The following is an 11,450-nucleotide window of genomic DNA, read 5'->3' as shown; positions in this document are numbered from 1 at the left end:
GGCAGATCGCCAACAACGCAAGGAACCCGCGAGGCGGGCGGTACGGTAGCTTTGATTGTTCTGACGATAATCGCCGGCGCCGGCTTCGGGTCAGCGGGGGAGCAGGCGGACGCGATCACGGCCAAGGCCGCAAGCATCGCCATTCGGCAAAGCCGCATTCTCTTTCTCCAATTTTTCCTTGTTGACGTTCAGTGTGGCGAGCCGGACGGATGTGTCCCGTTCAAGCTCGATGGCGAAGCGGACCTGTGCCGCCTCGGCATTGGCGGCCTTTTTGTTGGCAGTCTCGATCTCGCCTTTCCAGTGGGCATCGCGCTCGGTTGCTTTCAGATCGACCGCCCGTTCCACCATCCCGTTAACGGTGGCGATCGTGAGCCAGCCGAGAAAGGCTGCGGCTGCAAGAAATGCAGCCACAATGATCAGGGGCGTGACCGCCTTCGAGAGCCACGCCCCGATCATCGGAAACCCTCCGGAAACTCCGCCGGCACGTCGCGGGGATTGTAGGGCGGTGGCGAAGGCAAAACGGAATCGGCGCGCTGTGCGTTGGCGAAGTCCATGGCGCCGGCAAAACGGTGGATGCCGAGCATGGCGGCGATCAGCAGGATCATCGATGGAATGACGATGTTGGCGAGCGCAACGGCGTTCTCACTGCCACCGAGGCCCGCCCATACGATGCCCACGATGACCGACCAGGCGAACCAGAACGAAACCCACAGCTGGGCTTTGGAGGTGCGGTAGGAAGGCTTTTTCATCGCCGCTCACGCCTCACTTTTCGAGAGGGGCGCACCGGAAGCGGTAAGCCAGACTGCGCCGCCGATCGGAGCTTCGCCCGTTTTGGGCCAGCGCTTGCCACCGGAAACAAGGCGGCTTTTCTCGATGCGGGTGATATTAACGGCGTTGTTTTGGTTCGCACCCAGGACATGATAGTGCGTCCGATCCTCACCGACATAAATACCCACATGCCCGCCACCTTTCCGCTCGAATACAAGGATCGTTCCGACTGCAATGTCGGTCATCTCGACGCCGAATTTGCGCCAGTTGAGCGCGCCGAGCGGATTGGCGGGCATGGGTTCGGTGGGAAGCGTGGTGGCGATAACGTGGCCGATGAACAGGCCACACCAGGGAATGTCGTCGTCGGTGTAGAAGCTGGCAATCCAGCCGCCGAACCGCTTTGCCCAGGACATGATGACGGGATTGGATTTGGGGCCGGGGATTTCCGTCACGCCGATGTAACGGCGGGCGTCCCGCATCCAGATCGGCTCACGCGGCTTGGGCGGAACCTTGGAGATTACATGGCTCGCTTCAGCGCCTTCAGTGCGCAGAGGACGAACCAGGCGCAGCCGTGCGACGGTGTCTTCATCGGCCTTGCCGGTGACCTTCAGGCCTTCGGCGGCCTGATAGCGCTTCAGCGCCTCAAAATATTCGCGCCCCTCGGCACCATCGTAAGCACCGCCATAAGCGCCGGCGGCTCGCAATCGCGTAATCGCCCATTCACCAAATGTTTGAGTGGTCATTATAGCCCCTTCAAGAGGGGCTCAAATCGCCCCCGTCGAGAGGACTATTGGCATGGCTGAATTTGTTTGTCGGGAGGCCGAAACAGACCTGCCAAAGGCGATTAGTTAGAACAATGAGCCCTGGCGGTCATCGCGTGGGCGTCTTTTGAGATGTTCTTTAACCGTCGAGCGGGAAACACCCGTCAGGCGAACAATAGTGTTGATGGAATACCCTTTATCGATCATCTGGGCAATAGTGGCCGCGCGGCGCTTCTTATCCCCGCCGAGCGCCGGGGGAATATCAATTTTCTGATTTGCGAATTTTCTCGACATCGCTGTCGCGGCGTCAAAACCGATCAACTCGGCAAGCCAGTGATCTTCCTTCATCCGCTTTGGAACATAAATCTGCTGGCCTGCCCGTTCGTTGCCAAGAATGATCGCCGCCCGCTCGCCGGCAACATCGGCGATACGGTTGAGCAGCGGTGTCATGTAGGCGCGATCGGGCAGGTCAGACATTAGACGCCCTCATTGTTGCGAACGGGCTTTTTCTTGCGAACGTGCGGGCCGAGATAATTCATGACGAAAATCCATTCCGCGTCCGTCACCTCGCGGTATGTCGCGGGCTGCTTCAGCAGTTCGGTGACGAAAGGCCAGAAATCGTCACGGCTGTTCCCCGGTGCAAGGATCGTCCACTGTGCGCGGGCGATCTTATAGCCGGACGACTTTTCGAAGGCTGCACAAGGATGATAGTCAGCCCACTGGACGCCGGCGCGCGCCAGCATTGCCTTCAGCGCCTCGATGACGCAGGCGGCATCACCGGGCTTATGCACGAAACGAATATCGGATAGCTCGGGCAGCTGCCGACCCATGGCGAACTTTTCCAAGGCGCTGTCCCGGCGCTGCTCGACAATGCCCAAGTTCCAGCAAGCGATCCACAAGGCCCGCATTTTCGGAAGGTACTTGCCGGAAAGCTTGTGCTTGCCGTTGCGGCCGTCCTGGCGAACGGTGGCGGGCTTGGCTGCGCCGTCACCCCGGAAGACCTTCAGCACCTTTTTGCGTTCCTGCTCGGTCATGAGGAGCGTCGACGTTTTGCCGGTGATGTTCTTCAGCTTCGCCCGATAGGTATCATCGTCGAGGCCGAGCTGCTTCTGTGCGATCTTGATCGCTGCAATAGAACCGCCGCTCATTTCGACATCCTCTCTGCAGCATGCGCTGCGATGTCGGAAAGGCAGAACTCGGAAGACTGGCTTTCGTCGCCTTCCTCGGTCACGACCAGGACGAACATCTTGCCGGCCCTGGCGTGAACGAAATGACCGTCCTTCAGAAATGCGTCGATCAGCGCCGTCAGCAACTGATCGGGTTCATACGTCCTGCTCATCGCATGCCTCGCTGTTGTTGGAATAAGTGGATTTGAAAACCGGGAGAAAGACGCGGACATAGACGAACTGGACGGACCAGCCCTTGCCCTGCGCCTTTTCCCAGGTGGTTGCCTTGCGGAACTTAACGGCAATCGCTTCCGCCGCCGTGTCTCGCCATGTTCTTGGCTGAAGCCGGCCGGTTGGGGAGCAAAGGGCGTAACCCTTGGCGAATGCCGGTGGAATGTGCTGTTCGCCCGTCATAGCAGCTTGCGCCCCTTCGTCCTGCGATGAGGTCCTTTCGCCAGGCGTTCCCGTAGCATCTGCTCAAAACCTTTGACGGCCTTGATCGCCTGAAGGTCGCTGTCTGCTTCAGGCAGACCGGGAACGAGCAATGTCTTGCCGTCATAGGCATGGCGGGCGCAGACGCTCAGAATGCGCTTCAGACGACGGCCATGACCGGTGACGATCTTCATCGTGCCTTTCGGCACGCGGCGGCTGACAAAGGCTTCGCCCGATCGGTAACAAACGATGTGGGCCATCAGTTCACCCCGTCATCCATGACCGCATCGGCAAGGCGATCCTCGGCGATCTTCTCGATCAGATCGGTGATGAGCGTTTCGACCGCCATGCCGCGTTTGGCCGCGAAGGGCCGGAGCATCTGCCGGATTTCGTAGTTCAAGCCGATCCTGGCGACATTCTGCTCGCCGAGACGGTAGCTCGTATCGCGATCAATCGGCACAGGGGCAGGCTTGGGCTTCTTCGGGACCAAGGCACCGACGTTGTTGAGGGGAATGCCCGTCTTTTCCGCAATCTGCCGGTTCGTCAGGCCGTCAGCGCGGAGGCCCCGGATAGCGGCAGAACGGGAAGGATAGCCAAGGCAGGGTTTGGGAGCGCCACCGTTTGCGGTCATGCTGCACCGCCTTTCGAGGCATAATAGGAGAGTCTTTCCTCAATGCCCGGCACCAACCCATTATTGAGCATGCCGGCAGCCAGGCGCGCATCACCCATGACCGCAACCAGGACGGCCGCGATGGCATGTTCTGCCGTCACAAGTATTTGGGCCTGCTTCGCGATCGGGTCGCGTCCGTCGATTATCGTTTTGGCGGCCGCGATGGCGCGGAGGGTATCATTGACGTTCTCGCTCATGCTTCACCGCCCTTCGCCGGCATCAGGTGCCGCGACACCATGGCCTCGATTTCGGTGAGCGACACGCGAGCGCTGGCTACGCCGGTGAGCTCGGCGACGAACCACATGCGGGTATTGTCATCGAGCGCCGCCAGCAGGGCTTTTTCCGGATTGGCAGTTACGAGACGTTTCAGATGCTCTTCAAGCGGGTCGACCGCGTAGGCCGCGGGGCCGATACGCTCGCCGCGCGCAATGAGAAATGCGCAGAAATTGGCGACGTCGACGGGGTCACCCTTTTCGACGTGCTCTCGCAACATGCGGGAAAGGTCCGCATTCGTGCACTGCGAGGGATCATTCCAGCCGCTCCGGCCCTTCGCGCGCGCGGAGCAGAGTTTTTCCTTCATGCGGCCAGCAAGCAGGTCCACAGCCTCGTTGTCGCGATGTGGCATGAGGTGATCTGCAAGTTCCGGAACCTCCAATACGCCTTCGTAAAGAAACTCCAGCACTTCAAAGGCTCTGTTGTTGCAGGTCGCCTTCAGACGATTGACGTAGTCAAGGCGGCCACTCTCTTCGTTCCAATAAAGGCAATAGGAAAGCTCCGACAGCACGTCCGCCAATACGGCAGGATCATCGGCCAGAGCATTGCCAACAGATGAACTGATCGTCTCAACATTGAATACGCCATCACCTGCAGGAGAGACAGAAGCGGCAATGAGCTTGATGGAGAGGAGACCGTTCATGCTGCACCACCTTTCCGGAGCTCGATTAGAACTTCCTCGGCATTGATGCAGATGGTGTCCGCTAACAGCGCCATAAGCTCCGGCTCTTCGCCGTCCTGAGTGAGAATGAGAGTGCGTTTGCCAGCGCCGGCCATCCAGCCAAGCTCAAGGTGGGCGCTGCGACCGCAGGGCAACACCAGAAGGCAGGTATCAGCCCAACGCATCGCTGCGAAGTCCGACATGAAGCCCTGTGCCGCACGTGGATGCGTCAAAAGGGCGTTGCGGTAATCCTCAGCCGAGCAAGGCAGAGCAAGGCCGATCTGATGCCAGCCGAAGCCCGTGTTGTTGGGCGGGTTACGGAAATCATAGACCTCGTGCCCGTTGTCGCGGAGAAGAGCGACGATCATCGGCTGATGAGGATTGCGCCAGGAGGACGCAACGTAAATTCGTGCCATGGTGCTGACCTCACGCCTTTGCCAGATTGATGACGATGGACTTGAACTCGTCCTGCTGAGATTTCCGGTGCTTAAAATGCAGGTATTCCCGCACCATCACCGTGCGATCGGCATCTGAAATCGCCTGCATGGCGCGCTGCCAGCGCTCGTCCGTGATCGCGTATTTCTTCAGGTCGAGGATTTTCTGGCGGTCAAGCTTGCCCTTCTTGTCCACCTCGAAAGCGCCGAGGACGAGCATCTTCAGCTCGGGAATGGCATCGGAAGTCAGATCCCGCAGATATTCGTCGATCAGCTTCTTGGCGACGTGGATCTCGGGACCGAACTCCATGAACTTGCCGACCTTGACCTCTACGCGCTGAAGATCGTCAAAGGTGCGCAGCGTGAAATTCCCACCGGGACCGCCGATGGTGACACCGTATTCCTGCTGCAGAACGTCCATGATGCCGGTGATGTCGGTCTCGGTATGGCGACGGAAACGGGTGATCTGCGCGGAAAGGTCAAGGGCGTAGGCTATGATCACGCGGACAATCTCGTCCTGCAGCTGATCCTTGGCCTTCACCAGTCGCCAGTCGATCCAGCGGCCCTCGGCGTCCTGAACGTGCGGATGACCGTTGATTTCGATCTTGCCGGCTTCGACCTGGACTTCCTGATAATCCTCGATCGGGATCAACCGGCCGCGAATATCTTCCACGTAGGTTTTGCCGGCCACCTCGAAGGTGGGGCGGTTCGGTTTCTGGTCTGCGATAATGACGGACTGCATGGGTACAACCTCATAAATTAATGTGAAAGGGGATCAGGCCGCGTCGCCACCGGACGGCGCGGAAGGTGCGGGGGAATTGGAGGGCTTGGGGCGGAACTGGACGACGTTGCCGCCATCCTCGATGTCAGGCCTCATCAACTGAAGCACCTCGGCCGTCACGGCGGTCATGTCGGAAATCAGCTTCAGCCGATCCTCGAAGGCGCGGCGGTTCCATTCCGCGCACGACCAGGCGTTTTCAAGATTACGGGCGTAGTCGGCAATCTTGCCGACATTCATCACCAACCTCGACGACATAGCGCGGTCGAGGTGGATGTGACCCTTCTCGGCCAGTTCCGCGTTGAGGCCGCGATAAAGCTCACGCAGGAGATCGGAAACGCAGTCAGGCTTCGCCGTCATTCTTCTTTCCTCCAAAGTTCGGGCGGATGATGTTGCCTTCGGCCTTTTTCAGAAGGCCGGTGAGTTCGCCGGTTGCGAGCTGCTCGGCGGTCTTGGCGAGCAGCTTCCCGGCCTCGCTGTCGCGCAGAATGGAAAGCTCCAGCTCAAGATGGCCAGCCTGCTGTGACAGGGCGCGAAGGGTTTTCAGGACGGTCTGGGCGGATTGCGCATCCAGTTCCAGTTTTTCGTCCGGCTTCATCTTTTTGGCTTCCCCGAAGATGCCCGCGAGATAATCCAGGTGAGATTTGAGGGAAGGGTTTTCCGGCGTCATAGGCTGTCTCCCATGTCGCGGTTCTTCCAGGCGGCCTGAAGGTGCTCCAGGCGAACGCCTTCCTCGCCGTCACCGATGGCGAGCATGGAAGCGGCCTTCATGGTGCGGTCGATCTGGCGAAGCGCCCCGGGCTTCTGGGAGAGACCTTTTAGAAAGGTTGCGCAATCGCTGCCTTCCTCTACGCCCCATGCCTTGATCAGCATTTCCGCGTCCGCAATCGGATTACGAACCGTGCGGACCTGCCGATCAAAGCGGGAAAGCACCTGCGCACGGCTGGCAACTGAACGACCCTGATCCTTAACAAAGGCGGTCGCGGTGTCCTCATTGCCGATCAGAGCGACGCCGCAATGATCATTGTCCACGAAGTGACGCAGCTGGTTGATCGCGTCCGGAACCGCGTTCTGTGCCTCATCAATGATGAGTAGCGAGCCTTCGCCAACGCGCTTCAGCTTCGCACCGAGGGCGCGGGCGAATTTTGCGGGATTATGCTCGTGCACCTCCAAAGCGGCACACAACTCGACGAGCATGCCGTGAACCGTCTTGGTGCTCGGGCTAAGCGTCGCCTTAAAGACATGTGGCCGAGTGGCGGCAAAGTGCTCCACAGCGGCGGTTTTGCCAGAGCCTGCGGGCAGGGTGACGCGGACGAAACCGGACGTTACCTGGGCAAACAGAAGAGCGTTGTAAACGTCCATGCCGACCGTCGTGCGCTGGAAAGGCGGTGACACGGGCATGATAGCGGCCATGTTCTGGCTGGCATCGATAGCATCGAGCCAGTTGGCCAACTGCTGATTTACGTTCGCCAGGACGCCGAGGTACTTTCCGCTAAACCAAGGGGAAAACGTGCCGTCCGGAACGCCCGAGCGGCGGGACACTTCGGCTTTCGTCCAACCGTAAGTCACGGCGACATCAACGGTGCGCGCCGTTAGCTTGCGCCATTCGGCAACGTCGGAAGCCGGATGCTTGGCGGTAAACTCGATCGTCGGTTGAGACTGTTCCCAGACGGTATTTGTGCTGGTCGTCTTTTTCATATAAAGGTTCCTTTGTTCAATTGTGGGGCGGCCTTTGGGTCGCTCATTTTTTTTCGCCCTGTTGGACTGGAACCGTACTCAGTACTTTTCGGCTCTTCTCTTGCGGGCAGGCTTGCCGCCTGCCTCGGTATTCCCCGTGGGGAATTGGATGATTGCGCTTTCCCCGCCCGCCACTCGGGCGAGGCCACGCGCAAAACTGTCTTCGAAATGATCGACGCTGACCGCCTCGACCGGGGCATGTGCAAGGTTGCCGGTGACAAGGCGCGTGACGACCGGACGAACCGGCGTCTGCGGACGCTTCGCAGCCTCGGCCTTGCGGCCCTTTTCCATGATCTCGCCAAGCTGCATCGGTGAGAGCGCCGCATTGCTCTTGGCCACCGCCTGAAGGTTCTTGACGTGCGTTTTGCGTGCCTTCTCCTGGCGACGGGCAGCGCCCGTATCGGCAAAGCCGGTTTTAGCCAGGCAGTCGGCGTCACAAAGGAAGCGGCCTTCCGGGTCGTAGACCTTGACCGGCTTGTGCAGGTCGGCTGGATCGAACCGAACCGTCAGCTTCTTGCTGATCCACTCGTTAAGCACGGGGTGCCAGTAGCGGTTACCGTGCATGTGGATCGCGCCGTCCGGCTTTCGGGCCGTTATGGCGACGGCCGAGAGCATCCAGAGCGAACGCTGGGCCATGCTGGCATAACGGACGATCGTGGACGGCTCGGCGATCGACGCGTCAAACGTCTGCGCAAAACTGCGGCCGTGGGCGGTTTCCGTTGTACGGTTCAGCCGGTGATTATGCTCGTCAACGCACTGCGCAACGTGGCGCTGGAGCGTTTCGAGCGGCACGGCGCTATTGCCGTAGTTTTCCGGCTTCGCGTCCGGCCGGTTGCCCGTATAGCAACCGGACATAGACGGATGCTTGGAAATTTCCTCGGCGAGATCGCGCCAGGCGCGTTCGATCGGCTTGGACTGACCGGAACGCGGCTTAACGAAATGCGGTTCGATGTCGAGCGTCTTCAAAAGGCCGGCAACATCGTCCTCATTGACCTTGAAGCGGTGACGGGTCTTTGCGCCGCCCGAGATCATCTTGCCCGCGAAGGCACGGCCGTTATCCATATAGATGTGCTCGGGGAGGATGCCGTCATGGTTCTCGATCATCGAACCGATGCAGATGCGGACGGCCTCCCACGTTTCGGCTTCGGAGAGCGTCCACGAAAGAACCTTGCGCGAATAGACATCCTGAATACCGATCAGGATCACCCGCACTGGCGTCTCCGACCACGGTGCCCGCACAAACAGGTCGAGCTGGTGACCGTCGGTGTTGACGATCTTCATCGCGTGCAGATGTGCCACGGTGCGCTTCTGAGCAGGGAAAAGCTGTTTCGCTTTATCCTTGCCTTCGCGCGCGATGATCTGCGCTGCCTTCGGCACTTCCGCATCCAGGCGGCGGCGCAAGGAACGCTCCGAAGGGATCGGCGACAGGTTCTGGTCACGGGCAACCATCATCATGCGACGGTAGCAGGCGCTAAAGGATGGACGTTCCGGCCGCAGGAAGTCGGATTTCAGGATTTTCCACGCCTCGGGGTGGCATGGCGTGACCTCGGCGGCCTCTCCGCTGGCGCTGCCCGAGAATGACGGGGCAAGCGCGGCGAGCCAGTCCTGGCGGGAATGGCCTTCGACCATCTTGCGCCACTCGTAATAGGTGGCGGGCACGATGTCAGCCCGTCGAGTAACGTGGGCGACGGCATGTTTCATGCTGATGCCCGAGGCCCGCAGTTCCTCAACTTCCGTCAGGACGGCGAAGCGGGTCTTGCAGATCGCTTTATGGGCGTCTGAAAGGGCCTCAAAACGGTCCCAAAGCATCTTCGAGAGTTTCGACGGGCGCGGATCGGTCGGCTCCGCATTGAGAAATGCGAGCTTCGCCTGCGCAACCGAAGGCAGGAAGGAATAATGGTACTCAAACCCGCCGCCTTGCCCGGCCTTCGGGCGGGCTTTCGCGGTGGATCGCACTCCAGAGCGAGCGATAAACAGCTCAAGCCCTTGGCGCGTGCTCGGAATACCCGGCAAAGCTGCCTGGGCCAATTCGGCGGATGTGAACCATTCTTTCTTCATTTGCGCACCCGACGAATGTGCACCGGCGTCGCCTGAAGAACTTTCAGTTCCTGGGCGAGCTTCTTTTGCTCCTGGCGAATGCGGGACATTTCCGCGAGGCGGGCTTCGTCGCCTTCGAGCAGCAACAGGCCGTCATCGGAAACAACGACGTCCCAGAGCCAGAAGGCGTTGGTGGCGCGAACGAACGCCTTGAAGCGCGGCATGCTGATGTCGTGGGCGGTCTTGCTCTCGGCGGTGTAGCTGTCGAGAGCCGACTTCGAGACCTTGTCGAGGCCGAGGTAATAGGCCATGCGCGCCGCGATCGTGTCGCGGTCATACTGGCATTCACGGATGGCACGGGCCATCTCGCGTTTCAGGGTCGAGCGGAAGCGGTCGATATCGAGACGTTCCGATGCAGAGCGCACCGGGAAAACGGTCTCTTTGAAAAAGTCCATCTGGTTGGGGTCGCGTTTCGTGCTCATGCTGCCTCCTCGCGGATCGCAGCCATGAGGGCATCTGGCGCGTCAGACATGCCGATGTGCTCAAGGAAGCTATCGCGGGTTTCCTCGCTCGCCTCGTCCCAGGCGGCGATCAGTTTGGTGAGGATGATTGATTGAGAAGGAGCGGGCGGCGGGGTGACCAGAGCGGGGGGCTTGGTGAAGGCGAGAACCTTCTTCACGTCCGGCTCGTGCTTCAGCGCTGCTGCGACCTTCACCTGATCTTCACGGGGAAGTTTCGCCAGCGTCAAAAGCTGTGACTGATCGTTTTCCGCCGAGGTGCCACGCACGGCCTGTCTCAGCACCGGATCGAGATTTTTCCCGATGCTGGTCACCTTCTCATAGGTGCTTTGACCGAAGCCGAAGCGCTCTTTTACGCGTTCGGAAAGCTCCCGCCCGCCGGAGAAGATAATTCCGTAATCGTTACGGTTTTTCTCCGAAGGACGGCCGGGCTTGATCTCGCCATGCTTCTCTTCCCAAAGTTCGCGGTACTTCATAACGAAGATGGCGCGATCAAGCGGGTTCAACTCATTGCGATAGAGGTTCTCGGAGATTTCGAGCAGCTGTGCCTCAACGGCGTCAGCCTTGACGACGATGGCGTCAATCTCCTTCCAGCCGAGCAGCGTTGCGGCGGTGGTGCGATAGCCACCCGCCACCAGCGTGTAAGGAGTGCCCTTTTTCGCTGGCGTCTTGCGGATCATGATCGGGCTGATCTGCCCGTGTTCAGACATCGAGGCGGCAATAGCCTCGGCATAATCCATATCGATCGGGCGAAGCCGCTCGCCGACAAAGATGCTTGATAGGGTGGCGCGGATGAACTCAGCCATAGGAGGCTTCCTGTCCGGCCGACGCCTCGTAGAGCATTTCCATAAAGGTGTCTTTGGCGCGGGCGGCGATACGCTCGTAAGCCTTGTCAAAAAGCGGTTCGTAGCGCCGCGCCTCGACGACGCGGACAGCCTGCATGACAGTCCAGCGGGCAACGCCCAGGAGCACGACCAGGCGGCGGCGCGGAACATCGAAATCGACGTGAAGCACGTAGATCGCCATCTGCCGTGCGAGCTTCGCATCGAACATTTCAGCAGGCGGGTTGATGATGTGGCGGAGTGGAAGGTGGTTGAAATGCGAACGGCTGGCGCGGTAGCTGGCCGCCACCATCGCCTGCAAACGTTCTTCATCGGAATAAGGATTTACCATCGAAACCTCGGAGTTCGTCGCTCGGCGACGGCATTGCGGCAG

20 protein-coding genes are annotated in these 11,450 nt (G+C 59.8%); all 20 read right to left on the bottom strand.

The window, feature by feature from the left end:
• Positions 1–90: 90 nt before the first annotated feature.
• Positions 91–456: a hypothetical protein gene (locus CFBP5499_RS19165; RefSeq protein WP_080829270.1), complete on the bottom strand. Its 366-nt coding sequence runs from the start codon at positions 454–456 to the stop codon at positions 91–93.
• Positions 453–749: a hypothetical protein gene (locus CFBP5499_RS19160; protein ID WP_080829272.1), complete on the bottom strand. Its 297-nt coding sequence runs from the start codon at positions 747–749 to the stop codon at positions 453–455. Before CFBP5499_RS19160 ends, CFBP5499_RS19165 begins: the two co-directional genes overlap by 4 nt.
• A 6-nt stretch (positions 750–755) precedes the next feature.
• Positions 756–1,511, bottom strand: a complete 756-nt coding sequence (locus CFBP5499_RS19155) for a TIGR02594 family protein (RefSeq protein ID WP_080829274.1) — start codon at positions 1,509–1,511, stop codon at positions 756–758.
• Between the two features lie 105 nt (positions 1,512–1,616).
• Positions 1,617–2,006, bottom strand: a complete 390-nt coding sequence (locus CFBP5499_RS19150) for a helix-turn-helix domain-containing protein (RefSeq protein WP_080829276.1) — start codon at positions 2,004–2,006, stop codon at positions 1,617–1,619.
• Positions 2,006–2,677, bottom strand: a complete 672-nt coding sequence (locus tag CFBP5499_RS19145) for a regulatory protein GemA (RefSeq protein ID WP_080829278.1) — start codon at positions 2,675–2,677, stop codon at positions 2,006–2,008. The genes CFBP5499_RS19150 and CFBP5499_RS19145 overlap by 1 nt, the downstream gene beginning before the upstream one ends.
• Entirely contained in the window at positions 2,674–2,868 is a 195-nt protein-coding gene (locus tag CFBP5499_RS19140) for a hypothetical protein (RefSeq protein WP_130932551.1), read from the bottom strand. The genes CFBP5499_RS19145 and CFBP5499_RS19140 overlap by 4 nt, the downstream gene beginning before the upstream one ends.
• The gene (locus tag CFBP5499_RS19135) at positions 2,852–3,109 is read right to left on the bottom strand and encodes a hypothetical protein (protein WP_080829280.1); all 258 of its coding nucleotides are present in this window, start codon (positions 3,107–3,109) and stop codon (positions 2,852–2,854) included. Before CFBP5499_RS19135 ends, CFBP5499_RS19140 begins: the two co-directional genes overlap by 17 nt.
• Positions 3,106–3,387, bottom strand: a complete 282-nt coding sequence (locus tag CFBP5499_RS19130) for a hypothetical protein (protein WP_080829282.1) — start codon at positions 3,385–3,387, stop codon at positions 3,106–3,108. The genes CFBP5499_RS19135 and CFBP5499_RS19130 overlap by 4 nt, the downstream gene beginning before the upstream one ends.
• Positions 3,387–3,758 (bottom strand): hypothetical protein, encoded by a 372-nt coding sequence (locus tag CFBP5499_RS19125; RefSeq protein WP_080829285.1) that lies wholly within the window; start codon positions 3,756–3,758, stop codon positions 3,387–3,389. Before CFBP5499_RS19125 ends, CFBP5499_RS19130 begins: the two co-directional genes overlap by 1 nt.
• Positions 3,755–3,994, bottom strand: coding sequence for a hypothetical protein (locus tag CFBP5499_RS19120; protein WP_080829286.1), 240 nt, complete (start codon positions 3,992–3,994; stop codon positions 3,755–3,757). The genes CFBP5499_RS19125 and CFBP5499_RS19120 overlap by 4 nt, the downstream gene beginning before the upstream one ends.
• Positions 3,991–4,713, bottom strand: a complete 723-nt coding sequence (locus tag CFBP5499_RS30390; protein ID WP_199445970.1) for a hypothetical protein — start codon at positions 4,711–4,713, stop codon at positions 3,991–3,993. The genes CFBP5499_RS19120 and CFBP5499_RS30390 overlap by 4 nt, the downstream gene beginning before the upstream one ends.
• Positions 4,710–5,147 (bottom strand): hypothetical protein, encoded by a 438-nt coding sequence (locus CFBP5499_RS19110; protein WP_065656429.1) that lies wholly within the window; start codon positions 5,145–5,147, stop codon positions 4,710–4,712. The genes CFBP5499_RS30390 and CFBP5499_RS19110 overlap by 4 nt, the downstream gene beginning before the upstream one ends.
• Before the next feature lie 10 nt (positions 5,148–5,157).
• The gene (locus CFBP5499_RS19105; protein ID WP_080819454.1) at positions 5,158–5,907 is read right to left on the bottom strand and encodes a DUF3164 family protein; all 750 of its coding nucleotides are present in this window, start codon (positions 5,905–5,907) and stop codon (positions 5,158–5,160) included.
• 33 nt (positions 5,908–5,940) lie between these two features.
• Entirely contained in the window at positions 5,941–6,303 is a 363-nt protein-coding gene (locus tag CFBP5499_RS19100; RefSeq protein ID WP_065656428.1) for a hypothetical protein, read from the bottom strand.
• Positions 6,287–6,613, bottom strand: a complete 327-nt coding sequence (locus tag CFBP5499_RS19095; protein WP_080829287.1) for a hypothetical protein — start codon at positions 6,611–6,613, stop codon at positions 6,287–6,289. Before CFBP5499_RS19095 ends, CFBP5499_RS19100 begins: the two co-directional genes overlap by 17 nt.
• A complete protein-coding gene (locus tag CFBP5499_RS19090; RefSeq protein ID WP_065656426.1) occupies positions 6,610–7,641 on the bottom strand; it encodes an AAA family ATPase in 1,032 nt (343 codons plus the stop codon). Before CFBP5499_RS19090 ends, CFBP5499_RS19095 begins: the two co-directional genes overlap by 4 nt.
• 78 nt (positions 7,642–7,719) lie before the next feature.
• Positions 7,720–9,738, bottom strand: coding sequence for a transposase domain-containing protein (locus CFBP5499_RS19085; RefSeq protein ID WP_080829288.1), 2,019 nt, complete (start codon positions 9,736–9,738; stop codon positions 7,720–7,722).
• On the bottom strand, positions 9,735–10,199 hold the full coding sequence (locus CFBP5499_RS19080) for a hypothetical protein (protein WP_035222383.1): 465 nt from the start codon (positions 10,197–10,199) through the stop codon (positions 9,735–9,737). The genes CFBP5499_RS19085 and CFBP5499_RS19080 overlap by 4 nt, the downstream gene beginning before the upstream one ends.
• The gene (locus tag CFBP5499_RS19075; protein WP_065656424.1) at positions 10,196–11,041 is read right to left on the bottom strand and encodes a ParB/RepB/Spo0J family partition protein; all 846 of its coding nucleotides are present in this window, start codon (positions 11,039–11,041) and stop codon (positions 10,196–10,198) included. Before CFBP5499_RS19075 ends, CFBP5499_RS19080 begins: the two co-directional genes overlap by 4 nt.
• Positions 11,034–11,408 (bottom strand): hypothetical protein, encoded by a 375-nt coding sequence (locus CFBP5499_RS19070; RefSeq protein WP_065656423.1) that lies wholly within the window; start codon positions 11,406–11,408, stop codon positions 11,034–11,036. The genes CFBP5499_RS19075 and CFBP5499_RS19070 overlap by 8 nt, the downstream gene beginning before the upstream one ends.
• Between the last annotated feature and the right edge of the window lie 42 nt (positions 11,409–11,450).

Source organism: Agrobacterium tumefaciens (assembly GCF_005221325.1).
Classification (GTDB): Bacteria; Pseudomonadota; Alphaproteobacteria; order Rhizobiales; family Rhizobiaceae; genus Agrobacterium.
This window is presented reverse-complemented; position numbering and strand designations above follow the sequence as displayed.